The sequence below is a fragment of the Nocardiopsis sp. NPDC101807 genome (assembly GCF_044766605.1).
GTDB lineage: Bacteria > Actinomycetota > Actinomycetes > Streptosporangiales > Streptosporangiaceae > Nocardiopsis > Nocardiopsis tropica.
The window spans coordinates 1-24,085 of record NZ_JBIWMK010000004.1 but is presented as its reverse complement, the minus strand read 5'-3'; the positions used below and the strand labels follow the sequence as shown (position 1 = coordinate 24,085).

Annotated in this window: 20 protein-coding genes and 1 pseudogene; 14 read left to right on the top strand and 7 right to left on the bottom strand. The window is 74.4% G+C overall.

The window, feature by feature from the left end; all coding sequences use genetic code 11:
• Window positions 1-379 precede the first annotated feature (379 nt).
• Window positions 380-1,558, bottom strand: a complete 1,179-nt coding sequence (locus ACIRPH_RS13075) for a right-handed parallel beta-helix repeat-containing protein (RefSeq protein WP_402913398.1) — start codon at window positions 1,556-1,558, stop codon at window positions 380-382.
• 418 nt (window positions 1,559-1,976) lie between these two features.
• Between ACIRPH_RS13075 and ACIRPH_RS13070 the strand changes: the two genes are divergently transcribed.
• Complete coding sequence (locus tag ACIRPH_RS13070; RefSeq protein ID WP_402913396.1) at window positions 1,977-2,201, top strand: calcium-binding protein; 225 nt, start codon at window positions 1,977-1,979, stop codon at window positions 2,199-2,201.
• A 14-nt stretch (window positions 2,202-2,215) separates the two neighbouring features.
• On the opposite strand, the gene ACIRPH_RS13065 is transcribed toward ACIRPH_RS13070, so the two are convergent.
• A complete protein-coding gene (locus ACIRPH_RS13065; protein ID WP_402913393.1) occupies window positions 2,216-3,427 on the bottom strand; it encodes a phosphatidylserine/phosphatidylglycerophosphate/cardiolipin synthase family protein in 1,212 nt (403 codons plus the stop codon).
• Between the two features lie 176 nt (window positions 3,428-3,603).
• A complete protein-coding gene (locus tag ACIRPH_RS13060; RefSeq protein ID WP_402913390.1) occupies window positions 3,604-4,395 on the bottom strand; it encodes a class I SAM-dependent methyltransferase in 792 nt (263 codons plus the stop codon).
• 338 nt (window positions 4,396-4,733) lie between these two features.
• On the opposite strand from ACIRPH_RS13060, the gene ACIRPH_RS13055 reads away from it, so the two are divergent.
• The 8 genes from ACIRPH_RS13055 (at window position 4,734) to ACIRPH_RS13020 (ending at window position 12,821) form a co-directional block, all read left to right on the top strand.
• The gene (locus tag ACIRPH_RS13055) at window positions 4,734-5,726 is read left to right on the top strand and encodes an STM4015 family protein (RefSeq protein ID WP_402913388.1); all 993 of its coding nucleotides are present in this window, start codon (window positions 4,734-4,736) and stop codon (window positions 5,724-5,726) included.
• A 74-nt stretch (window positions 5,727-5,800) separates the two neighbouring features.
• Window positions 5,801-6,880: an STM4015 family protein gene (locus ACIRPH_RS13050; protein ID WP_402913385.1), complete on the top strand. Its 1,080-nt coding sequence runs from the start codon at window positions 5,801-5,803 to the stop codon at window positions 6,878-6,880.
• Window positions 6,877-8,004: an STM4014 family protein gene (locus tag ACIRPH_RS13045; protein ID WP_402913382.1), complete on the top strand. Its 1,128-nt coding sequence runs from the start codon at window positions 6,877-6,879 to the stop codon at window positions 8,002-8,004. The genes ACIRPH_RS13050 and ACIRPH_RS13045 overlap by 4 nt, the downstream gene beginning before the upstream one ends.
• Window positions 8,005-8,073: 69 nt before the next feature.
• The gene (locus ACIRPH_RS13040; RefSeq protein WP_402913380.1) at window positions 8,074-8,931 is read left to right on the top strand and encodes an STM4013/SEN3800 family hydrolase; all 858 of its coding nucleotides are present in this window, start codon (window positions 8,074-8,076) and stop codon (window positions 8,929-8,931) included.
• The gene (locus ACIRPH_RS13035) at window positions 8,928-10,280 is read left to right on the top strand and encodes an STM4012 family radical SAM protein (protein ID WP_402913378.1); all 1,353 of its coding nucleotides are present in this window, start codon (window positions 8,928-8,930) and stop codon (window positions 10,278-10,280) included. Before ACIRPH_RS13040 ends, ACIRPH_RS13035 begins: the two co-directional genes overlap by 4 nt.
• A gap of 146 nt (window positions 10,281-10,426) precedes the next feature.
• On the top strand, window positions 10,427-11,437 hold the full coding sequence (locus ACIRPH_RS13030) for an STM4011 family radical SAM protein (protein WP_402914747.1): 1,011 nt from the start codon (window positions 10,427-10,429) through the stop codon (window positions 11,435-11,437).
• Window positions 11,437-12,255 (top strand): HAD family hydrolase, encoded by an 819-nt coding sequence (locus ACIRPH_RS13025; protein WP_402913375.1) that lies wholly within the window; start codon window positions 11,437-11,439, stop codon window positions 12,253-12,255. Before ACIRPH_RS13030 ends, ACIRPH_RS13025 begins: the two co-directional genes overlap by 1 nt.
• Before the next feature lie 68 nt (window positions 12,256-12,323).
• Window positions 12,324-12,821 (top strand): DUF2087 domain-containing protein, encoded by a 498-nt coding sequence (locus tag ACIRPH_RS13020; RefSeq protein ID WP_402913373.1) that lies wholly within the window; start codon window positions 12,324-12,326, stop codon window positions 12,819-12,821.
• Between the two features lie 25 nt (window positions 12,822-12,846).
• On the opposite strand, the gene ACIRPH_RS13015 is transcribed toward ACIRPH_RS13020, so the two are convergent.
• A complete protein-coding gene (locus ACIRPH_RS13015) occupies window positions 12,847-13,530 on the bottom strand; it encodes a GntR family transcriptional regulator (RefSeq protein WP_402913370.1) in 684 nt (227 codons plus the stop codon).
• Between the two features lie 67 nt (window positions 13,531-13,597).
• Window positions 13,598-14,701 carry a molybdopterin molybdotransferase MoeA gene (locus tag ACIRPH_RS13010; protein WP_402914744.1) on the bottom strand — a complete coding sequence of 368 codons (1,104 nt, stop codon included), beginning with the start codon at window positions 14,699-14,701 and terminating at the stop codon, window positions 13,598-13,600.
• A gap of 205 nt (window positions 14,702-14,906) precedes the next feature.
• On the opposite strand from ACIRPH_RS13010, the gene ACIRPH_RS13005 reads away from it, so the two are divergent.
• The 5 genes from ACIRPH_RS13005 to fdhD all read left to right on the top strand — a co-directional run bounded on the left by ACIRPH_RS13005 (window position 14,907) and on the right by fdhD (window position 22,133).
• Window positions 14,907-15,926, top strand: coding sequence for a 2-dehydropantoate 2-reductase (locus tag ACIRPH_RS13005; RefSeq protein ID WP_402913368.1), 1,020 nt, complete (start codon window positions 14,907-14,909; stop codon window positions 15,924-15,926).
• 103 nt (window positions 15,927-16,029) lie between these two features.
• Entirely contained in the window at window positions 16,030-17,973 is a 1,944-nt protein-coding gene (locus ACIRPH_RS13000; protein WP_402913365.1) for a molybdopterin oxidoreductase family protein, read from the top strand.
• A gap of 217 nt (window positions 17,974-18,190) precedes the next feature.
• Window positions 18,191-20,185 carry an NAD(P)H-dependent oxidoreductase subunit E gene (locus ACIRPH_RS12995; protein WP_402913362.1) on the top strand — a complete coding sequence of 665 codons (1,995 nt, stop codon included), beginning with the start codon at window positions 18,191-18,193 and terminating at the stop codon, window positions 20,183-20,185.
• A complete protein-coding gene (locus ACIRPH_RS12990) occupies window positions 20,182-21,156 on the top strand; it encodes a 2Fe-2S iron-sulfur cluster-binding protein (protein WP_402913359.1) in 975 nt (324 codons plus the stop codon). The genes ACIRPH_RS12995 and ACIRPH_RS12990 overlap by 4 nt, the downstream gene beginning before the upstream one ends.
• A gap of 95 nt (window positions 21,157-21,251) precedes the next feature.
• On the top strand, window positions 21,252-22,133 hold the full coding sequence (gene fdhD / locus ACIRPH_RS12985; RefSeq protein ID WP_402913356.1) for a formate dehydrogenase accessory sulfurtransferase FdhD: 882 nt from the start codon (window positions 21,252-21,254) through the stop codon (window positions 22,131-22,133).
• A gap of 222 nt (window positions 22,134-22,355) precedes the next feature.
• On the opposite strand, the gene ACIRPH_RS12980 is transcribed toward fdhD, so the two are convergent.
• Window positions 22,356-23,903, bottom strand: a complete 1,548-nt coding sequence (locus ACIRPH_RS12980; protein WP_402913353.1) for an aldehyde dehydrogenase family protein — start codon at window positions 23,901-23,903, stop codon at window positions 22,356-22,358.
• A pseudogene (locus tag ACIRPH_RS12975) lies at window positions 23,900-24,085 on the bottom strand (succinate--CoA ligase subunit alpha); the annotation flags it as partial. The gene ACIRPH_RS12980 and the pseudogene ACIRPH_RS12975, both read right to left, overlap by 4 nt.

Below are 24,085 nucleotides of genomic sequence, written 5' to 3'. Positions count from 1 at the left end.
CCGTGTGCGTGCGCGACGACCGGCAGGCAGGTCGTCCGTGCCTCGACCGCCCGGGCGGCGACCGCCCGCGTGCGCGCCGACGTCTCCCGTGCCCGTGGTCCTGGACCAGGGGCACGGCGGCGACCGCCCGCGTGCGCGACGACGGCCGCAGGAGCGGAGGAAAGCGCTCTCCTCGACACCGGGGACGCCTTCCCCGCGTGGGCGCCGTGCGGCGGAGGTGGGAGGCCGTGCGGCGGAGGCCCGTCCGGCGCCCCGGAGGGCGCCGGACGGGGGTGGGGGCCGGACCGGTGCGCGTGCACGGGTCCGCGGCCTCAGGGGCCGGTGCGCGCGTCCGTCGGAGAGCCGGGATCCGGCGGTGCGGCGCGCCCGGGGTTCCCTCCTATCGCGTCACCGGGGTGCCGCCGAAGGTGACGACGAGGGTGCCGTCGTCGTCGAAGGACCAGTCCAGGGCACCGTCGTAGGACGAGCACCGGGAACCGTCGGAGCCGGACCAGAACTGGTTCGAGCCGTCGGAGTCGCCGATGATCCGGTCGTTGGAGCCGCTGTCGCACGAGGTGTTGCCGCGGAAGACCGAGGAGCCGCCGTCGAAGTTGAAGTTGCGCTCCTCGCTGCCGATGGAGACGTTGTCCGACACCGTCATCGAGCCGACGTTGCGGTTGTACGTGAACCCGTGCTTGCCGTTGTCGTAGGCGATGTTGCCCCGGATGACGTGGTCCACCCCGATGTCCTCGCCCCCGAGCTTGAAGCCGTTGCGGTCGCCGTCGCCCGCCTGGGAGCCGTCGCTGAGGGTGCCGTTCTCGTAGGCGAGGGAGTCCTCGACGGTCACGGCGCCGATGGGGCCGGTGTCGGACTTGGTGTAGAGGTCCCAGCCGTCGTCGATGTTGTTGTGGGCCACGGTGTTCCGGAAGACGTTGCCGGGCCCCGAGGTGAGCTTGGCCGCGAAGCCGTCGGCGTCCTCGCCGTCGGAGTCGACGTTGTCGTGGGACACCGTGCTCAGGACCAGGTTGTTCGCGGGCCACTCGCTCTCGGGGGTGTCGGAGGTCCGCCGGGAGATCTGGAGCCCCGTGTCGCGGTTGGAGCGCGTCACCGTGCGCTCGACGACGTTGTCGCTCCCGCTGATGAAGATGCCGTTGTCGCCGGCGTTCTGGACGACGATCCCGCGGATGTGCCAGTGGGAGCCCTCCAGGGCGAGCCCCCGGTTCGCCGGGTCCTCGCTCTGGGCGGAGAAGTCCAGGACGGGGCTCTCGCCGGGGGCGGCGAAGAGCTCGGTGGGGGCACCGGCCGCTCCGCCGGAGCCCTCCGGGAGGGTGACCGTTCCGGGGAGGTCGTAGGTGCCGCCGAGGAGGTTGATCGTCCCGCCCGCGCTGACGCGGTCGACCGCCGAGGCCAGGGTGGTCGGGTCCGACTCCGTGCCGCTCGCGCCGTCGTCGCCGTCCGGCGACGCGTACAGCACGGTGTCCTCCAGGGGGGCGGGAGCGGCCTGCGCGGCGCCGGCGGAGGTGACGCCGAGCGCCGCCGCCAGCAGGCCGGCGCAGGCGATGAGGGGTCTGGTTCGCATTCTTCTTCTCCGACTTCGTCCGAGGGTCCGAGGGGGGTGGAACCGTCCCGCGGCGGCGCCCGGACCGGCCCCGGGTGGGCCGGCCCCGCCGTCCGCCGTGCGGGTCGCGCGTGACCCGGCCGCCGCCGTGGCGCCGGCCGTGGTCCTCCAACCTTCTGGAAAGCGCTTTCAGCACAGAAGGTAGAACGCCGCCCACGGGGTGTCAACGGTCTGGCCGTCACGCGGATTTCATGCTAGGGACACATGCCCGACACGCCGCCGCCCCCGGCTCGCCCTCCGTCGCCGCCCGTACAGGCGGGTGGCGACCGCCCCGGGAGAAGGTCGCGCGCCGGCCCCCGTGTCGGCATGACAATTCGCCCCCGCCGATCGATGATGGAACGGTCGGAGCAGGCGTCACAGCAGGTCGGGGGGTATTCGGATGACAGACGGGGACCACGCCCCCGACGAGGGGCCGGACGGGGACGAGGAGACCGGCCCGCCCACCCGGCAGCGGGGCGGATCCGCCTCGGCCATCGCCAACGCGCTCCACCGCACGCCGCACCCCGGCCCGCAGCACTGGGGCGGGCCCCGGCCCCGGAAGGCGGATCCGGACCCCTTCTTCACGACCAGGCTGGGACCGCCGCCCAAGCGCCGCCGCGGCTGACCCGCCCGGCGCCCTCAGAGGAACGGGCGCCAGGGGGCGAGCACGACCTCGCTGAACTTGGCGGCGAACGGCCGGCTCCGCCATTCCTCGGCGGTCAGCTCCCGGCAGTTGGTGAGGTCCTTGGCGAAGACGTCCTCCAGGTGCGCCGCCACGTGCTCGTCGAAGATCTCCACGTTGATCTCGTAGTTCCCCGTCAGGCTCAGCCGGTCGACGTTGGCCGTGCCGATCGTCGACCAGCGGCCGTCCACCGTCGCCGTCTTGGCGTGCACCATGGCGTCCTGGTACAGCCACAGCCGGACCCCGCCGCCCAGGAGGGCCGAGTACTGCCCGCGGGCCAGCCAGTCGGCGATGATGTGGTTGGAGTTCTCCGGGACGAGGATGTTGACGTCGACCCCGCGCTCGGCGGCGTCGATCAGCGCCCGCTGGAGCTCGCGGTCGGGGATGAAGTAGGCCTGGGTGAACAGCACCCGGTCCTTGGCCCGGTCGATGGCCTCCAGGAACATGGCCCGGATGGGGTAGATGAGCTGTTCGGGCACGTTGCGGTGCACGCGGAACCGCGGGTTCCACTCCGCCTCCCCCAGCCCCGCCAGCTCCGGGTGCCCGCCCCGGCGGTTCATGTTCCAGAAGTCCGCGAACGCGTTCTCCAGCTCCCACACCTCCGGGCCGACCACCCGGAGGTGGGTGTCGCGCCACTCGGTGGCGTAGAGCGACCCGACGTTGTAGCCGCCGACGAACCCCATCTCCCCGTCGACGGTGAGGATCTTGCGGTGGTCGCGGCCGGACTTGCGGACGTTCATGAGGAGCACGCCCGGCCGGAACGCCGGGTAGCGCAGGACCTTCACGCTGTCGGGGAAGCGGTAGAACGACCGGGGGACCACGAGGTTGGCGAAGCCGTCGTAGACGACGTACACCTCGACGCCCCGGTGGGCCGCCTCGATGAGCGCCTGCTTGAACTGGTGGCCCACCCGGTCGTCCTTGACGATGTAGGACTCGAACAGGACCCGGCGGCGGGCGCCCCGGATCGCCTCGAGCATGTCCTCGAACACGTCCTCGCCGTAGGTGTACACGGTGGCGGAGGTGTCGCCGACCGGCAGCTCCGCGGGGGCGGTCCGAGGGAAGTTCGCGCGGTGCGGCCGCACCTTCCTGCGCCAGTGGTTGATCCCCATGAGGGTCGCGGCGACCGCGACCTGGGTGGTCACCAGCCCCACGAGTCCCCACTTGACCACGGATCTGAGCGTGGAACGTCTGGAGCCTGGCAAAGTCGCCTCCCGAGCAGGACGGCCGCCGCGCCGGGGCCCGACCCCGGAGGCCGCCGCATGCGGCACAAGGTGGACCCCAACCGTAACCCGGCGTGCCGCCCGCCCCCTCACACGGTCGGCACGTGTCCCCCGTCACATCGCCGTCATGCCCGCTCGCGGAGGCGGAGCGCGACGAGTTCGGTGGTGGGGCTCTCCCTCCGCCTCCGGACCAGGCGCCGCTCCAGCGGGTACAGGGCGGCGCCCGCGAGCCAGCCGGTCGGCGCGGTCACGGTGGCGGCGCGCAGGACCCCGCCCCACACCTTGCGCCACGGCAGCGCGGCGTCGACCTGGGCGTTCATCAGCACGAGCATCGGGACGCGGCGCACGACGTCGAACCCCGCCTTGTCCGCGGTCGCGGTGATCCACTCGAGGGTGCGGTTGACCTGGTGCTCACCGCGCTGCTCCGGCCGCCGGAGGCAGTTCTCGGAGACGACGAGCAGGCCGCCGGGGCGCAGGACCCGCGCGAACTCGCGGACCGCGGCGGTGTAGCGCTCGTCGTCGGTGATGTGGAAGAGCATGTCCATGCAGGAGACCGCGTCGAAGGAGCCGTCCTCGAAGGCGTCCAGCTCCGAGGCGTCCTGGCGGACGAAGCGGTGCTCGGGGAACCTGTCGCGCAGGCGTTCCACGGCCGCTTCGGTCATGTCGGAGCCGGTGACCGCGGACGCCCCCAGCCGGTCCCACAGCCGCACGTAGAAACCGGTGCCGCTGCCGACGTCGAGGACGTCGGCCCCGCGCGGCCCCAGGCCGGCGACCTCGCGCAGGAACACCTCCTCGCGTACCCGGTACATCCACGTGTTGAAGGGCCGTCCGAGGGCCCGGTACCCGACGCCGCTCTCGGTCCAGTCTCCTTCGAGACGGCGTTCCCAGAAGTCGCGGAGTTCGCTGTGCGTAGCCATGCCACCACTGTCACACCGGCCACCCGGGCTTGTCCCGCCGCACCGCCGGTGCGGCCCCGGAACCGACGCGGCGCCGGCCTCCCGGGGGCGCGGGCCGCCGGGGTCCGCCGGGCCGGGGCGCCCGGCGCCTCCCGTCCGGGGCCCGGCGCCGGTCGGGGACCGTGCACGGGGCGAGCGCGCCCACGACGGTGCGAACCTCCCCGGGAGAGGCTCCCGGACGCCCTCCGGCCCCCGGCGGGCACACCGTGCCCCAGGGGCCGGGACGCGGTCCGGGCGGCATGTCGTCCCGGACTGCTAGAACGGGTGCCGAAACCCCGGCCCGGCCCCTGGAGCAGACGATGCCGAACAGCGCCCACCTCACCGAGTACGCCGACCTCCCCGTGGTCGAGTTCCCCGCGACGGAGGCGGGGGAACCGGCCCCCGGCGAACTGGCCGCGGCGCTCGCCGACCCGGGTTCGGTGGCGTGGCGGCTGCGGGCCGACCCGTACGAGGCGGAGGAGGACTTCACCGCGTACTTCGCCCGCTTCCTGGAGGGCGTGGACACGGCCCGGGTGAGGGCGCTCGTCATCGGGACCTGGGGGGACGGCCCCGAATCGCCGTCGACTGTCCCGCGCGACCTGCTCATCGCCCACGCGGAGGCCTTCCCGTCGCTCCGGTCGCTGTTCTTCGGGGACATCGTCTACGAGGAGAACGAGATCTCCTGGATCGAGCAGAGCGACCTCTCCCCCCTGGCCGAGGCCTTCCCCGCGCTGGAGGAGCTGGCCGTGCGCGGGACAGGCGAGACCTCCGTGGGCGGCGGCAGGCTCGACCTCCACCTCCCCGAGCACACCGGCCTGCGGACCCTCACGGTCCAGAGCGGCGGCCTGCCCGGGCGGCTGTGCCGGGGGATCGCCTCCTCCGGCCTTCCCGCCCTGGAGAACCTGGAGCTGTGGCTGGGGGTGGACACGTACGGGTGCGACACCACGCCGCAGGACCTGGCGCCCGTCCTCTCCGGCGGGGCCTTCCCCTCCCTGCGCTACCTGGGCCTGCGCAACGCCGAGGGGATCGACGACTGGATCGCCGTCCTGGCGGAGGCGCCCGTGACCGCCTCCCTGGACGTCCTCGACCTCTCCCTGGGCACCCTCACCGACACCGGCGCCGAGGCCCTGATCGGCGCCGCCGACGCCTTCCGGCACCTGCGGAGGCTCGATCTGCACCACCACTACGTGTCCGAGGGGACGGCCGACCGCCTCCGCGCCGCGCTCCCCGGCGTGGAGGTCGACCTGTCCGACGTCCAGAGCCCGCGTGCCCACGACGGGGAGTTCCACTACTACACGGCGGTGTCCGAGTGAGCGGAGGCGCCGTCGGAGGTGTCGCACCAGGCTGTTAGACATAGGGGCGCGCCTCCCCGAACGGAAGAACCACCATGCCCAACCGACACCACCTGACGGAGTTCGCCGGCCTTCCCGTGGTCGAGTTCCCCGGTCTCGACACGGTGGACCACCACCACCAGCGCATGGTGCGCCAGGGGATACCCGTTCCCGACCCCTACCCCCCGCACGCCGCCCTGGCCGCCGCTCTGGCCGCGCCCGGCTCAGTGGCCTGGCGACTGCGGACGGAGTACCCCCACCGCCCGTACCGTCCGGACCGGTACTTCTCCGACGAGCCCCTGGAGGACGCCTCCGCCTACGCCAGGAGGTTCTCCGAGGAGGTGGACCTCGCGGCGGTCGCGGCCCTGATCATCGGTCACATCGCCTCCGAGCATCACGACCCGGGCACCGACCGTGCCCTGGCGTTCATGCTCGACATCGCGCCGAAGCTGACCGCCCTGCGGTCCCTGTTCTTCGGTGAGATCCGCCGGCAGGAGAACGAGATCTCCTGGATCGGGCACGGCGACCTCGCCCCGCTCCTCGCCGCGTTCCCGGACCTGGCCGAGTTCACCGTCCGCGGCGGCAGCGCCGGGCTGGGGCTGCGGCTCGGGGAGCACCGCGGGCTGCGCAGCCTCACCGTGCAGAGCGGGGCGCTCCGGCCCGAGGTCGTACGGGACGTGTGCGCCTCCCCGCTCCCCAACCTGGAGCGCCTGGAGCTGTGGCCGGGCTCCAAGGAGTACGGCGGTGGGAGCACCCCGGAGGACCTGGCCCCCGTCCTCTCCGGCGAGGCCTTCCCCCGGCTGCGCCACCTGGGTCTGCGCAACGCCGAGGAGCTGGACGACTGGATCCCCGCGCTGGCCGGGGCGCCCGTGCTCTCCTCGCTGCACACGCTCGACCTCTCCCTGGGCACCCTCACCGACGAAGGGGCCCAGGTGCTTCTCGGGGCGCCGGCCTTCCGCGGCCTCAAGCGGTTGGACCTGCACCGCCACTACCTGTCCGAGGAGACGGCCGCGCGCGTCCGCGCGGAGTTCGCCGGGGCCGGGGTGGAGGTCGACGTGTCCGCCCCCCGGGAGCCCGACGTCGACGAGTACGGCGGAGAGACGCACGTCCACTACTACACGGCGGTGTCCGAGTGAGCCGGGAGCGGCCCCTGGTCGTGGTGGGGATCCCCGGCAACCGCCGCCTGGACCTGTTCCTCGCGGCGGCCCGGGCCTCGGGCCTGGCCCCGCCCTCGGTCGTGCCGTGGCGGGAGCTGGCCGCCGGTCCGGTCCGCCTGCCCGACGACGGCCTGGTCCGGGTGGACTCCCCCGGCGGCGACGTGGAGACCGAGCGCCTGCTGCGCGGCTGGAGCCGCGCCCCGGACCCGTACCGCGCCGAGGGCACCGCCGACCACCACGCCGGGTTCCGGGCCGCCCTGGACCGGCTCTCGGAGGCGGTGGCCGCCGCCCCGGGCGCACGCCTGCTCCAGGATCCGCGGGACCTGGTGGACATGTGCGACAAGCGGCTCTGCCACGCCCGCCTGGCCCGCGCGGGGATCCCCGTCGCCCCCGCGCTGCCCGGTCCGGTCACGGGCTACGCGTCGCTGCGCGCCGCGATGGCCGACCGCGGCTGGACGCGGGTGTTCGTCAAGCCCGCGCACGGCTCCTCCGCCTCCGGGGTGGTCGCGCTGGCCGTCGCGTCCGACAGCCGGGTCAGGGCGGTGACCACCGCCGACCTCGTGCGCGGCGGGGACGGCTCCGTGCGCCTCTTCAACAGCCTGCGCCCGCGCACCTACACCTCGGAGCCCGACATCGCGGCGGTCGTGGACGCCCTGGCCCCCGAGGGGCTGCACGTCGAGCGGTGGGTGCCCAAGGCCGGCTTCGACGGCCGCGTCCTCGACCTCCGTGTGGTGGTGGTCGCGGGCCGGGCCACCCACGTCGTGGCGCGCACGTCGTCCTCCCCCATGACCAACCTGCACCTGGGCAACGCCCGGGGCGACCTCGACGCCCTGCGGGGGTCGGTCGGCCCCCGCGCCTGGGCGGAGGCGACGGCCACCGCCGAGGCCGCCGCGGCGTGCTTCCCCGACACCCTGCACGCGGGGGTGGACCTGATGCCCTCGCCCGGCTGGCGGCGGTTCACGGTCTGCGAGGTCAACGCCTTCGGCGACCTCCTCCCCGGGGTGCTGCACGAGGGCCGCGACACCTACGCGGAACAGCTGCACGCGCTGGCCACCGGCCGCTTCCCGACCGGCGCGCCCGCCCCTCCCGTCCCCTCCCCCTGAGGGACCGCCCACGAAGAGCCGGACCCGCACGCCGGGCCTCCGCCGCACACCTCCTCCCGAAGAAGAACGATGAGCACCGATCCCGACATGAACGCCGTGGTGGGCACGCACGACATCCTGCTGCTCACCCTGGACACCCTGCGCTTCGACGTGGCCGACGAACTCGCGCGGGCGGGCCGCACCCCCCACCTCGCCCGCCTGCTGCCGGACGGGGGGTGGGAGCGCAGACACGCCCCGGGGAGCTTCACGTACGCCTCCCACCTGGCGATGCTCGCCGGGTTCCTGCCCACCCCGGCCGCGCCCGGACCCCATCCGCGCCTGTTCGCCGCCGCCTTCCCGGGAAGCGTGTCCACCGCGCCGCGCACCTGGACCTTCGACACCCCCGACCTGGCCTCCGGCCTGGCCGGAGCGGGGTACCACACGGCCTGCGTCGGGGGGACGGGGTTCTTCAACCGGCGGTCGGCGGTGGGGTCGGTGATCCCGGACATGTTCGCCGAGAGCCACTGGGAGGAGTCGTTCGGCGTGGCCGACCCCCGCTCCTTCGAGAACCAGGTGGCGCGGGCCGTGCGGATCGCCGGGGAGCGCCCGGCGGACCAACCCCTCTTCCTGCTGCTCAACGCGTCCGCGCTGCACCAGCCCAACTGGTTCCACCTGCCGGGGGCCGCCCCCGGGGACGGCGACACCCCGGAGAGCCACGCGGCGGCCCTGGAGTACGTCGACCGGCACCTGCCGCCCCTCCTCGCCGCGATGTCCGCCCGCCGCCCGTGCTTCGCGATCGTGTGCTCCGACCACGGCACCGCCTACGGCGAGGACGGGTACACCGGCCACCGGATCGGCCACGAGACCGTGTGGACGGTCCCCTACGCCCACGCGTTCCTGCCCCAGGGGCGCACCGCCCCCGTCCGCGCCGAGGAGGCGACCCCGTGACCGTCACCCCCGTGCCGCGCCCGGAACCCGTGCGCGAGGACTCCCCCTACCGGTCGTACGTGTACGCCTATCCGCACAAGAGCGCCTACCGGCCCTTCGAGGACCGTCCGCCGCTGGCGGACCTGTGGCGGGACGAGGACGTGAGCGCGCTGTCCCTGTACGCGCACATCCCGTTCTGCGAGATGCGCTGCGGGTTCTGCAACCTGTTCACGCGGTCCACGCCACCGGCCGAACAGGTCACCGCGTACCTGGACGCGATGGAGCGCCAGGCCGGGGAGGTGGCCGCGGCGCTGCCCGCGGGCTTCCGCTTCGCGCGCGCCGCCCTGGGAGGGGGGACGCCCACCTACCTGACCGCGGACGAGCTCGTCCGGGTCTACGACCTCACCGAGCGCGCGTTCGGGGTGGACCTCTCCCGCACACCGGTCTCGGTGGAGACCTCCCCCGCCACGGCCACGCCCGACCGGCTGGACGTGCTCCAGGAGCGCGGCCTGACCCGGATCAGCATGGGCGTGCAGAGCTTCCTCGACTCCGAGGCCCACGCCGCGGGGCGCCCGCAAAGACGCGCCGAGGTGGACCGGGCCCTGGCGGCCCTCCGCGGGCACACCTCCGCCGACCTCAATCTCGACCTCATCTACGGGATCGACCGGCAGGACGCCCGCACGTGGGCGTACTCCCTGGACACGGCGCTGGAATGGGCCCCGGAGGAGGTCTACCTCTACCCCCTGTACGTGCGGCCGCTCACCGGCCTGGGCCGCCGCGCCCGGGACTGGGACGACCACCGGCTGGGCCTGTACCGGCAGGGCCGCGACCACCTGCTGGAGCGCGGCTACGAGCAGGTGTCCATGCGCATGTTCCGCCGCGCGGACGCGCCCGCCGCCGGCGCGGACACGCCGGACCACTGCTGCCAGACCGACGGCATGGTCGGGCTCGGGTGCGGGGCGCGGTCGTACACGGCGTCCGCCCACTACTCGTTCGACTACGCGGTGGGGGTGGGCCACGTGCGGTCGATCATCGCGGACTACGTGGGACGCGGCGCGGGGGGCTTCGCGCACGCCGAGGTGGGGTTCCTGCTGGACGACGGGGAGCGCCGGCGCCGCCACCTCGTGCAGTCGCTGCTGCGGGCCGAGGGCATGGACGCCACCGCCTACGCGGAGCGGTTCGGCGGCCACCCCGCGGAGGACTTCCCGGAGCTGTTCGCCGCGCTCGGCGCGCGCGGCTGGCTGGAACCGGACGGCGACCCGGGCACGGTGCGGCTGAGCCCGGAGGGCCTCGCGCACTCCGACGCCGTCGGGCCGATGGCCTTCTCCGACCGGGTGTCGGCGCTGATGGCCGAGTACGAGGCCAGGTGAGCGCCGTGGAAGCCGCCTCGGACCACGGGGCTCCCCCCGCCCGCGCCGTCACGCCGGCCCCGGACGCGTGCCCCGCCCCGGCCGGGGCGGACGCTCTCCCCGCACCGGCCGCGCCAGTGCGGGTGGCCCCTCTCCCCTGGCCGGGGATCCACGGGGCCCTCTCCCCCGCGCCGCGCGGCCCGGACGGGCCGCTTCCCGCGCCGGAGCTGCCCGCGCACCTCACCCTCCTCTACCGGGGGCCGCTGGCCAGCTGCGACTACGACTGCCCGTACTGTCCCTTCGCCAAGCGGCGCGACGACCCCGGGACCCTGCGCGCGGACCGGGCCGCCCTGGAGCGGTTCGCCGACTGGGTGGCCGCCCGCCCCGCCGAGAACCCGGGGACCCGGGTCTCGGTGCTGTTCACCCCCTGGGGCGAGGGCCTGGTGCGCTCCTGGTACCGGACCGCGATCGTCCGGCTCAGCCGCCTGCCCCACGTGGAGCGGGTGGCGATCCAGACCAACCTGAGCGGCCGCCTGGGCTGGCTGGCCGACTGCGACCTGTCGTCCACCGCGCTGTGGACCACCTACCACCCCGGCCAGGTCTCCCACGGGCGCTTCCTCGCCAAGGCTCGGGAGCTGGCCGCCGCGGGGGTGCGGTTCAGCGTCGGCGTGGTCGGCGAACCGGACCACCTGGAGGCGGCCCGGAGGATGCGGGCCGAGCTGCCCGGTGACGTGTACCTGTGGGTCAACGCCGCCGAGGGCCGGACCTACACCGACCGGGAGGCCGCGGAGTGGCAGGCCCTGGACCCGCACTTCCACTACAGCCGGAACCCCCATCCGAGCCTCGGACGGCCCTGCCGCACGGGTGACAGTGTGCTGTCCGTGGACGCCGACGGCGGGGTGCGCCGCTGCCACTTCGTGGACGCCCCGATGGGCAACCTCTACGACGGGTCGTTCGCCCGGGGCCTCGGTCCGAGCCCCTGCCCGCTGACCAGCTGCGACTGCCACATCGGCTACGTGCACCTGGAGACCCTCGACCTCTACGACGTCTTCCGGGGCGGCGTCGTGGAACGCGTCCCGGCAGTCCTCCCGGCCGTGGCCCCCGGGGCCGCCCCGGCGCCCCCGAGGACGCCGGTCCCGGGCGGAACCGCTTCAAACCGTCACCGGAGACAGACATAATGCGACACATGGTCTTTCCCCGGGTCATCGCGACCGACCTCGACGGCACTCTCCTCGGATCCCAGGGCCTCGTCTCCGCCCGCAACAGACAAGCACTGATGTCGGCCGCCGACTCGGGGGTGAGGGTGGTCGTCTCCACGGCCCGCCCGCCCCGGGAGACATGGCACATCTCCTCCCAGTTCACCTGTGCCGCCGTCCTCTGCGGCAACGGCGCGCTCGCCCACCTCCCCGACGCGGAGCCCCTCGTGCGCGCCCTCTCCCCGGAGACGGCGCGCACCGTGGTCGATAAGCTGCGCGGCGCGCTGCCCGACCTCGGCTTCGGCGTGGAGACGGGCACCGGCTTCTTCCACGAGCCCGGCTACCTGCTCGAACCGTGGGCGCACCGCGACTGGGTGAGCGGGGTCCTGGACTCCGCCGAGGACCTCCTGGAGCACACCTCGCCGATCGCCAAGCTGCTGGTGCGCTCCGGCGGGACCCCGGTCCGCCTCCTGCACGAGGCGGCCGTGGAGACGGTCGGCTCCCTGGTGGAGGTCACCTACTCGGGCGGGCACGGCCTGCTGGAGCTGAGCGCGTCGGGGGTCGACAAGGGCACCACCCTGGCACTGGTCTGCGAGCGGTGGGGCGTGGCCGCGGAGGAGGTCGCGGCCTTCGGCGACATGCCCAACGACCTGGCCGCGCTGACCTGGGCCGGCATGGGCTACGCGATGGCCGACGGGCACCCGGACCTGCTCGACCCCGCCCGGGGCCTGGGCGTCGCCCCGGCGAGCACCGAGGACGGGGTGGCCGAAGTGGTGGAGCGGCTGCTCGCCGGGCGCTGAAAACCGGTGGCGGGGCGCCCGCCCCCTCCGGTGTCATGGGTGCCGACAACCGACCCAGGAGGACCACCGTGCCGCACCCCGCCCAGATCGTCTCGTCGCTCGCGGACCCCGACCGGCTCGCGCTCTACGCCCGCGTGGTCGCGGCGGGCCCCGGCGGCGCCGCCGCGGAGGACCTCCGCGCGGGCGGCTCCGGCGCCGTACGGCGCCTGCGCCGGTTGGCGGACGCCGGACTCGTGCGGGAGGAGGGCGGGCGCGTGGTGTGCGTGCCCGGGGTGTTCGCGGCCGCCCTGGAGGAGAGCGCCCCGGCGGGGCGCGACCCCGTGGACGCGCTGTTCCACCGGGGGCGGCTGACCGCCCTGCCCGTCCGGCGCGAACTGCGCCTGGGGGTCTTCGCGCGGATCACGGGGCGGCTCTTCGCGCCCGGGGTGGTCTACACCGAGAAGCAGGTGAACACGGCGATCCGCACCTGCTTCGACGACCCGTCCGCGATGCGCAGGCACCTGGTGGAGGAGGGGTACCTGACGCGCGAGGCCGACGGGAGCGCGTACCGGGTCGCGGAGGCCTGAGCCGCCGCGACCCCGGCGCGGGGGCTCAGGAGCCGTCGCCGTCCACGCGCTCGTGGTAGGTGCGCCGGGTGCGCTCGGTGTGCTCGCTCATCAGGCGGAGGGCCTGGTCGGCGTCCCCCGCCTCGATGACGTCGACGAGGCTGGCGTGCTCGTCCCAGGAGGCGGCGCCGCGGATGCGGGCGACCGGGGCGTAGTACCAGCGGACCCGCCGGTCCACCTGGGCGGCCAGTTCGGCGAGCACCCGGTTGCCCGAGGCCTCGGTGACGGTGCGGTGGAAGTCGGCGTTGGCCTGGACCACCGCGTCGGTGTCGGCGAGCTCGGTCGCCGCGCGCCCGGCGGCGACCAGGTCGCGCAGGTGGGCGACCTGGTCGGGCGAGGCGTTGGCGGCGGCCAGGCGCGCCGACTCGGTCTCCAGCAGCGCGCGGACCGCCAGGAGCTGGTCGGCCTCGCTCTCGGTGGGCGTGTGCACGAACGCCCCGTAGCCGGGGCGCAGGTCCACCCAGCCCTCGTTGCTGAGCCGCTGCATCGCCTCGCGGACGGGCTGGCGCGAGACGCCCAGGGTCTGGGCCAGCTCCGTCTCGACCAGGTGGTGGCCGGGTGAGAGCGCCCGGGTGGTGATCAGGTCCAGGATGGCCTCGTACACGGCTTCGCGCAGCGGTACGGGACGCTGGATCCGTCCTGCGACGGTGTTCAACCCCTGCGAGGCCATAGGGAATCTCCGGAATCCTGGTGCGCGGTCTTTGTAGACAGTGTACAAAACACGGGGCGTGCGTGGGTCACGTCGGAACCTCCACGAGCTCGACCCTTCCGGGGAGGCGCCCCGGGACGCGCGAGGGCGGGACCACGGCGAGGGCGTCCGCCGTCGCCGCGCCCCTCAGGTCGGCGGAGCCCGAGACGGGCAGCTCCACCGCCAGGTCCTGGCTCACGCGCACCGGCACCAGACGGGTGTCGGACGGGTGCGGGCCGGTCGGGCCGATGAGCCTGATCCGCCGGCCGGCGTGCGCGGGGTCCCGCCGGCCCGCGCGGCCGCTGAGCACCGGCACCAGCAGGGTGAGGGCGGCGGCCAGGGCCGCGCCGGGGTTCCCGGGCAGCCCCGCGACGACGGTCCCGGAGGGCAGGACGGCCAGCAGCTGCGGATGGCCGGGGCGGCAGGCGACGCCGTCGACGACGAGCCTGGCGCCCAGTCGGGCCAGGACCGGGCGCAGGTGGTCGGCCGGACCGGCCGAGGAGGAGCCGCAGACCGCGACGACCTCGGCCGGACCGGCGCCGTCGAGCGCCCGTGCCAGGTCCCGGCCCCGGTCGGGGACCCGCACGGCGGGGGCGCAGGCGCCCCCGGCCCAGGCGACGAGCCCGGGCAGCACGGGGCCGATCGCGTCCCGCACCGCCCCCGGGCGCGGCGTCCCCTCGACCACGACCTCGTCCCCGGTGACCAGGACCCGCACGAGGGGCCGGACCACGGGCAGGGTGTCGCGGCCCAGGCTCGCGGCGAGCCCCAGGAGGGCGGGGGTGACGGGGCTCCCCCGGCGGGCGACCGGCGTCCCCGCCGCCGTGGTCTCGCCCCGGCGGCGGATGTGCCGCCCCGCGCCGATCCCGCCGCGCACGGCGCCGGAGGACTCCGTCGCCAGCTCGTGCGGCAGGACCGCCGTGGCGCCGTCCGGCAGGACGGCGCCGGTGGCGACCTCCACGGCCTCACCGCTCCCCAGCCGGGCGACCGGGCACCGCCGCCCGGCGAGCGAGCGCCCGAGGACCGACCAGGGGCCCTCCCCGGACACCGCGTAGCCGTCCATCGCGGCGCTGTCGAGCGCGGGGACGTCGACCGCCGCGACGAGGTCGGCGCCGAGGGTGGCCCCGAGGGCGCCGGCGAGCGGCTCCTCGGCCATGGGCGTGCCGCCCTCGGCGCCGGTCACCCGCGCCAGCTCCCGCGCCGCGGTCCAGGGCAGCGGGGGTCGCGGGTGGTCTCCGACGTGAAGAAGCGGAGAAGTTTCCGGGGAACCCGGGTCGGGCATTCCTTCTCTCCCTACCGACATGTCGAGAACGATATCTCGGAGCATACTGTATACAGTATGTGAAAGGAAGGGAGTCCTCATGCGAATCGCCGTACTCGGCGCCGGAGCGATCGGCGCCTACGCGGGAGCCGCACTCCACAGGGGCGGGGCCGACGTCCACCTCATCGCCCGCGGCGCCCACCTGGAGGCCCTGCGGGAGCGGGGCGTCCGCGTGCTCAGCGCGCGCGGCGACTTCACCGCGCACCCGCACGCCACCGACGACCCGTCCGAGGTCGGCCCCGTCGACGCCGTCCTCCTCGGCCTGAAGGCCCAGCACTACGCGGGCTGCGGCCCGATGCTGCGCCCCCTGATGGGCCCCTCCACCATGGTCGTCGCCGCCCAGAACGGCATCCCGTGGTGGTACTTCCACGGGATCGAGGGCCCCCTCGCGGGACACCGGATCGAGAGCGTGGACCCGGGAGGGGCGGTCAGCCGGACGATCCCGGTCGAGCGCGCGGTCGGGTGCGTGGTCTACGCGGCCACCGAGATCGCGGGCCCGGGGGTGATCCGGCACATGGAGGGGACCCGGTTCTCCATCGGCGAGCCGGACCGGTCCTCCTCCGCGCGCTGCCGCGCCTTCCAGGCCGCGATGGAGGCGGGCGGCCTCAAGTGCCCGATCGAGCAGGACCTGCGCGAGGACATCTGGGTGAAGCTGATGGGCAACATCGTCTTCAACCCGCTGAGCGCGCTGACCCGCTCCACCATGGCGCAGATCTGCCGGAACCGCTCGACCCGGGAGATGGCGCGCACCATGATGGCCGAGACCCTGGAGGTCGCGGCGCGGCTCGGCGTGCACCCCGCCGTCTCCATCGACCGCCGCCTGGCCGGGGCCGAGCGCGCCGGGGACCACCGCACCTCGACCCTGCACGACCTGGAGCGCGGGCGGCCCATGGAACTGGACGTCATCCTGTCCGCCGTGGTGGAGCTGGCCGACCTGACCGGAACCCCCGCCCCGGCCCTCCGGGCGGTGGACGCCGTGGCCGGGCTGCTCAACGACCGGATGCTCGATCGCCCCGGGCCTCCGGCTCCCCCCGCACCGGCGCCGGCCGCCCGGTCTTGACCCATGGCTCATGATCGCTAAATACTGTATGCAGTATCCCCGTCAGGCGCCACGGGCGCCGTCGGACCAGGCGAATCCGGCCACGACCACCAAGCGAGGCCACATGCGATCCGACGATTTCTCCGCTCCCTACGACCGACTCACCCGACCCCTCGTCCGCGACGGCGGCGAACTGCGCCCGGCCTCCTGGGAGGAGGCCCTCGACCGCGCGGCCGCCGGGTTCCGGCGCGGCGTGGACGAGCACGGGCCCGACTCCTTCGGCATGCTCTCCTGCGCGCGGGCGACCAACGAGATGAACTTCATGGCGCAGAAGTTCACCCGCGTCGTCGTCGGCACCAACAACGTCGACTCCTGCAACCGCACCTGCCACGCGCCCAGCGTCGCCGGCCTGGCCGCGGCCTTCGGCTCGGGCGGGGGGACCTCCTCCTACGCCGAGGTCGAGGACACCGACCTCATCGTGATCTGGGGGGGCAACCCGCGCTTCGCCCACCCCATCTTCTTCCAGCACGTGCTCAAGGGCGTCCGCAACGGCGCGCGACTGTTCGTCGTCGACCCCCGGCGCACCCCGACCGCCGAGTGGGCCGACCGCTGGCTCGGGCTGAACGTGGGCACGGACATCCCGCTCGCGCACGCGATCGGACGCGAGATCCTGCACGCGGGCCTGGCCAACGACACCTTCGTCCGGCGCGCCACGAGCGGGTTCGACGAGTACCGCGCACTGGTCGAGCCCTGGACGCTCGCCGCCGCCGAGGCCGAGACCGGCGTGCCCGCCGAGGCGATCCGCGAGCTGGCGCACGCCTACGCCCGCGCCGAGCGCGCCCAGCTGTGCTGGACGCTCGGCATCACCGAGCACCACAACGCCACCGACAACGTCCGCTCTCTGATCAACCTGTCCCTGCTGACCGGGCACGTGGGGAGGCACGGGTCGGGGCTCAACCCGCTGCGCGGCCAGAACAACGTGCAGGGCGGCGGCGACATGGGCGCCATCCCCGACCGCCTGGTCGGCTTCCAGGACATCCTGGACCCGGCGGTGCGCGCGCCCTTCGAGGCGGCGTGGGGCCGCGAGATCCAGGGCGTCAAGGGCAAGACCCTGACCCAGATGTTCGAGGCGATGGACGAGCGGGAGCTCAGGACGCTCTACGTCATCGGCGAGAACCCGGTCCAGTCCGAGCCCGAGACGCACAAGACCACCCGGCGCCTGCGCGGCCTGGACCACCTGGTGGTGCAGGACATCTTCCTGACCCGCACCGCCGAGCTCGCCGACGTGGTGCTCCCCGCGAGCGCGTCCTGGTGCGAGTCCGACGGCACCTTCACCAACAGCGAGCGCCGCGTACAGCTGGTCCGCAAGGCGCTGGACCCGCCGGAGGGCGCCCGCGACGACATCGAGATCATGTGCGACCTCGCGACCCGCCTGGGCGTCGACTGGTCCCGGCCCTCGGCCGAGGAGATCTGGAACGAGGTCCGCTCCCTCTCCCCCATGCACCGGGGCATGAGCTACGCACGCCTGGCGGAGCTGCACGGCATCCAGTGGCCCTCCTACTCCGAGGACACCCTGGAGCCGTCCTACCTGCACTCCCGCCTGTGGTCGGAGGACCCCGCCGAGCGCGGCGAACCCGCGCCGTTCGGGATCGTGGGCCACTCCCCGCCGGTCGACCTCCTCGACGAGGACTTCCCGTTCCGGCTGACGACCGGGCGACGGCTGGACGACTACAACACCGGGGTGCAGACCGGCGGCTTCTCCTCGCCGCTGCGCCGGGGCGAGCTGCTGGACCTCTCCCCCGAGGACGCGGCCAAGCTCGGCGTCGCCGACGGCGAGACGGTCCGGGTGACCTCGCGCCGGGGCTCCGTCCTCGTGCCCGTCTCCGTCACGGACGCGATGCGGCAGGGGTTGGTGTTCATGACGTTCCACTTCCCCCACCAGGTGGACACCCAGCTGCTGACCATCGACGCCACCGACCCGATCGCGGGGACGGCCGAGTACAAGGCCGCTGCGGTGCGGATCGAGAGGGTGGAGGAGCACGCCGGCAGTGCAGCACCGGTGCCCTGACGTGCGCGAACGGCGGACCGCGCCGTCGCCCCAGCCCCCTGCGGCGACGGCGCGGTCCCCTCCCTGGGCGACGCGTTCGCACGCGTGCCCCGGGGGCCGGGTCTCCTTACGCGATCTTGGCGCGTACGGGGGTTGTCAACCCGATAACGATCATCATACTGTCCTCTGTATACAAAATCCTGTGATCTGGATTACATGAATTTGAGGTGACACAGACGTGGACCTGCGATTCCTGGACGAGGCGCCCACCGCCGTCGAGCGCGAAGCCGTCGACAGCGTGCTCGGTCCCCCCGAATCCGGTTGGGACGGCGGCGCCCGCCAGGACGTCGACCTGCGCTACGCGCGGGGAGGCCACACCGCCCGGGACAGACGCGACCTGCTCATGCCCGCCCTCCACGCGGTCAACGACCGGGTGGGCTGGATCAGCAGGCCCGCCCTGGACCACATCTGCCGACGGCTCACCGTCCCGCCGGCGGAGGCCTACGCCGTCGCCTCCTTCTACGCGATGTTCTCCCTGCGGAAGCGGCCCCGCCGGGTCGTGCACCTGTGCACCGACATCGCCTGCGCGGCGTCCGGGTCGTCCGGACTGCGCGACCGGCTCGCCGAACGCCTCGGCCCGCCCGGCGGCCACGACGGCGACACCGCCTGGCACGAGAGCCCCTGCCTCGGCATGTGCGAACGCGCGCCGGCCGCCCTGGCCATCGAGGCCGGCGCCCCTGCACGGTACGCCGTCGCGGCGCCCGCCGCCCCCGGGGACCTGGACGCGCTGGCGGGGGAGGGCTCCCCCGGCTCCGCCGCACCGGTCTCCGCGAACGGACACCGCGCCCCCTCCCCCACCACCTTCGGCGCCGACCCCCTCCCCGGCTCCGCCCCGGAGCCCGCCCCCTCGGCGGCCGTCCCCGACGCCGGGTCCCCCGACCACGTGCTCCTCCGGCGCGTCGGCACCGTCGACCCCCTCAGCCTGGACGACTACCGCGCCGCGGGCGGGTACGCGGCGCTGCGCCGGGCGCTGCGGCTCGGCCCGGCCGGCGTCATCCGGGAGGTCTCCGACTCCGGCCTGGTCGGCCGGGGCGGAGCCGCCTTCCCGACCGGCCGCAAGTGGCAGGCCACCGCCCAGCAGCCGGACGGCCCGCACTACCTGGTGTGCAACGCCGACGAGAGCGAGCCCGGCACCTTCAAGGACCGCGTCCTGATGGAGGGCGACCCCTTCTCCGTCGTCGAGGCGATGACGATCGCGGGCTACGCCATCGGGGCGCGGCTCGGCTTCCTGTACATCCGGGGGGAGTACCCCCGGGCGCTGCGCCACCTGGAGAACGCCGTCGCGCTCGCGCGGGAGCGCGGGCTCCTCGGACCGGACGTCCTCGGCTCGGGGTTCGCCTTCGACATCGAGATCCGGCGGGGCGCCGGGGCCTACATCTGCGGCGAGGAGACCGCGATCTTCGGCTCCATCGAGGGCTACCGGGGCGAGCCCCGCACCAAGCCGCCCTTCCCCGTGGAGAAGGGCCTGTTCGGCAAGCCCACCGCCGTGAACAACGTCGAGACGCTGGTCAACGTCCTGCCGATCATGCTGATGGGCGGCCCCGCCTACGCGGCGGTCGGCACCGGCGGGTCCACGGGGCCCAAGCTGTTCTGCCTGTCCGGCGGCGTGCGCCGCCCCGGGCTGTACGAGCTGCCGTTCGGGGCCACCCTCCGCGACCTCATCGAGGCGGCGGGGGGCATGCCGGAGGGCCGCACCGTCCAGGCGGTCCTGCTCGGCGGGGCGGCCGGGGCGTTCGTCCGCGGCGACGAACTCGACATCCCCCTGACCTTCGAGGGCGCCCGCGCGGCCGGGACGACCCTGGGCTCGGGCGTGGTCCTGGTCCTGGACGACACCGCCGACCTGGTCGCGACCCTGGTCCGGGTGGCGGCCTTCTTCCGCGACGAGTCCTGCGGCCAGTGCGTCCCCTGCCGTGTCGGCACCGTCCGCCAGGAGGAGTCGCTGCTGCGGATCAGCGCGGGGGGCGACGCGGCCGCGGAGGTCCCCCTGCTCCGCGAGGTCGGCCGGGCGATGAAGGACGCCTCGATCTGCGGACTGGGCCAGACGGCCTGGAACGCCGTGGAGTCGGCGATCGACCGGCTCGACCTGTTCGGCGGCCCCGACCGGGCCGCCTCCGAGGACACCCACCAGAGCACCGCCGCGGGCGACCGGGCGGCAACCGAGGAGGCCCGATGACCGTCCCCGTACTCCTGGCCCCGCCCCGGCGGCTGATCGACGCGACCATCGACGGAGAACAGGTCCGCGTGCCCGAGGGCACCACCGTCCTGGAGGCGTGCGCCGAGCGCGGCACCGAGATCCCCACCCTCTGCCACGGCGACACGCTCACGCCCAGGAACGCCTGCCGCGTGTGCGTGGTGGAGGTGGAGGGCGCGCGCACGCTCGCCCCCGCGTGCTCGCGCAAGCTGGAGCCCGGCATGTCCGTGGCGACCGACTCCGAGCGGGTGCGCCACAGCCGCAAGCTGGTCCTGGAGCTGCTCGGCTCCTCCGTGGACCTGTCCACCACCCCGAAGGTCGCCGAGTGGATGGAGCGCTACGAGGCGGAGCCCGACAGGTTCGGCCCGCGCGCCGAGGCCGCCGCGCTCGGCGTGCGCGACGCCCGGCGCTCGGGCGAGCACGAGCCCGGCGACGGCTCGGTCGCGGCGACGGTCGAGCAGCCCGCGAAGATCGACAACGACCTGTACGTACGCGACTACTCCAAGTGCATCATGTGCTACAAGTGCGTCGACGCCTGCGGGGACCAGTGGCAGAACACCTTCGCGATCGGGGTGGCCGGGCGCGGGTTCGACGCCCGCATCTCCACCGAGCACGACGTCACCCTGCCCGACTCGGCCTGCGTGTACTGCGGGAACTGCATCGAGGTCTGCCCCACCGGAGCCCTCTCCTTCGGCACCGAGTTCGACATGCGCCAGGCGGGGACCTGGGATGAGGACAAACAGACCGAGACCACCACGATCTGCACGTACTGCGGGGTCGGCTGCAACGTTACGCTGCACGTGCAGGACAACGAGATCGTGAAGGTCACGTCCCCGCACGACAACCCCGTGACCCACGGGAACCTGTGCATCAAGGGACGGTTCGGCTTCCAGCACGTGCAGCGCCGCGGCGGCGACGGCAAGGGCAGTGGCGCCGGCGGCGACAGCGCCTGAACCGTTCCGCCCCGCGCGGAACCACGAGGATGAGAATCCCGGAGAAATCGTGTAGAACCGGGGACGGCAGGACACCGGAAGGCGGTGGGGCGGAGATGGGACGGGTCACTGTCCGGGGGAAGGTGCTCCGGATCAAGGACGGGACCGCGACCGAGCGCGTGGACACGTTCGTCGTGGAGGAGCCGCTGGAGATCAGGCTGGACGGTGAGCCGCTGAGCATCACCATGCGCACGCCGGGCGACGACTTCGACCTGGCCGCCGGGTTCCTCGTGAGCGAGGGCGTGGTGTCGCGGGCCGAGGAGATCACCGCGATCCGCTACTGCGCGGGCGCGACCGAGGACGGCTCCAACACCTACAACGTGCTCGACGTGTCCCTGGCGCCGGGCGTCCCCCGCCCGGACACGTCGCTGGAGCGCAACTTCTACACCACGTCCTCCTGCGGCCTGTGCGGCAAGGCGAGCCTGGACGCCGTCCGCACCCAGGCCAGGTGGCGGGTCGCGGAGGACGGGGCCCGGATCGGCGCGGACACCCTGACGGCCCTGCCCGACCGCCTGCGCGAGGCCCAGCGGGTGTTCGACCGCACGGGCGGGCTGCACGCCGCAGGACTGTTCACCGCGGACGGCGAGCTCCTCGCCCTGCGCGAGGACGTGGGCCGCCACAACGCGGTCGACAAGCTGGTCGGCTGGGCGCTGCGCTCCGGCCGGCTGCCGCTGGAGGGCACGGTGCTGATGCTCTCGGGCCGCGCCTCCTTCGAGCTGGTGCAGAAGGCCTGGATGGCCGGCGTCCCGATGATGGCGGCCGTCTCCGCGCCCTCGTCACTGGCCGTCGACCTGGCCGAGGAGGCGGGCATCACGCTCGCCGGGTTCCTCCGGGGCACCTCCATGAACGTCTACGCCGGAAGGCATCGGATCCTCCTGAAGAAGGCGCTCAGCGCGCCCTCGGCGGCCACGGGAGGCGTCCGCAGTTCGGGTCAGTAGACGCGGGGGCGGTCGGCGCGCTCCAGCCCCCTGCACCGACCGCCCCCGACACCCGGCCCCGCGTCCGCACCGCCGCGCGGAGCGGCGCCCGGACGCCCCGGCCGTTCCCCCCGACCGGTCCGGGCCCTCCGCCCGGCCGGGGGAGCGGCCGTGCCGGGCCCGGTGCGCCGGGGAGCCGTGCCCCGGCCCCGCGCACCGGACCCGTACCGGTTCCCCCTCCGGTCAGACGCGCCCCTCGGGGCGCAGCGTGTAGTGCGGGAAGTTGCCGGGAAGGCGCTCCGGGGCGGGCCCCCGGGTGACCGCGTGGACGAGGAGCTCGCCGCCGACGAAGGCGCCGCGCCAGGAGTCCCCCCAGCCGCCGAACAGCTCGTCGCGGTCGCCGCGCGAGCGCGGGCGGTTGACGCCGACCTTGAAGGCGCGCACGCCCGTGGCCAGGCGGGAGGCGGTGTCGGGGTCGTCGCAGGAGACCGTGGCGACCAGGGCCCCGTTGCTGGCGTTCATCCCGGCCAGGAGTTCGGCCTCGGTGTCCACCAGCACGATCGAGTCGACCGGGCCGAAGGGCTCGGCGTGGAACAGCGGTGAGGAGCGCGGCGGCTCCAGGAGGGCCACCGGCGCCACGTAGGCGTCCGTGTTCTGGCCCGGGAGCAGGAGGGCGTCGTCCAGTCCGCCGCGGTAGAGGGGCACGGCCCCGCCCGCGACGGCCTCGGCGACGCGGTCGGTGAGCTCCTTGGCCTTGGCCGCGTTGACGAGGGGGCCGAAGTCCAGCTCCGGCAGGTCGTCGTCGGGGGACTCCACGGCGAGCGGGTGGCCGAAGCGGACGCCGCGGACCGCGGTGAGGTAGGCGTCGAGGAACGCGTCGAAGCGGGACCGCTGCACGACGAACCGCGGGTAGGCGGTGCAGCGCTGCTTGGCGTAGTCGAAGGTCCTGCGGATCTGGCCGGAGAGGGTCTCCCAGTCGCTGAACTCCCACACACCCCAGCAGTTCAGCCCCTCCTGTTCCAGGACGTGCGGCCGCCCCAGGTCGGCGACGTCGGCCGCCACCCGGCCGCCGGCGTCCCGACCGCCGACGAAGGACACGCAGCCGATCTCGGGCCCCTTCACCAGCGCCGGGGACAGTTCGCGCCCGCCGCCGCTGACGAGGGTGAACGGCAGCCCCTCCCGAACCGCGAGGGCCACGGCGAGGGTCAGGCAGACCAGTCCGCCGTCGGTGGGCGTCTTGGCGATCACCCCGTTGCCCGCGAGCGCCTGGACGCACATCGCGTGCGCGAGCACGCTCATCGGGTAGTTCCAGCTCGCGATGTTGCTGACGGGGCCGTCCAGGGGGAGGCGGCCGTCGAGCATGGGCCCGATGCCGTCCAGGTACCACTCCACCCCGGAGATCGCCCGGTCCACGTCCTGGCGGGCCAGCCGCCAGGGCTTGCCGATCTCCCACACGAGGGCGAGGGCGAGGGTGTCGCGGTGCCGTTCCCAGGCGCGGACCGCGGCGCGCACCCGCGCCTGCCTCTCCGCGAGGGGGAGGGCGGTCCACGCGCGGTGCCCGGCGGCGGCCCCGGCCACGGCGAGGGCCGCGGTGGCGCCGTCCAGCATGGGCAGGTCCGCGGTCCGCGAACCGTCCACGGGCGAGTAGGAGGCCCGGGGCTCGCCGTCGGGGCGCCACCGCCCGCCCCAGTGGTTGTGGACGCGGTCCGGGCCGAAGGCCTCCGGGGCGGCCTCCCGGCAGCGTGCGTACAGGGCCGCCCAGGAGGTGCCGGGCTTGGGCATCGTCGTCATGGGGCCGTGGGCGCCGCCGCGGAGAGGGCGCCCGCCTCCTCTCCGCCGGTGGCGCCGTCGAGGGCGGCGCGTACGAGGCGGGCCGCTTCGCTGGGGGTTTTGCCGACCTTGACCCCGGCGGCCTCCAGGGCCTCCTGCTTGGCCGCGGCCGTGCCCGCAGAACCCGACACGATCGCGCCCGC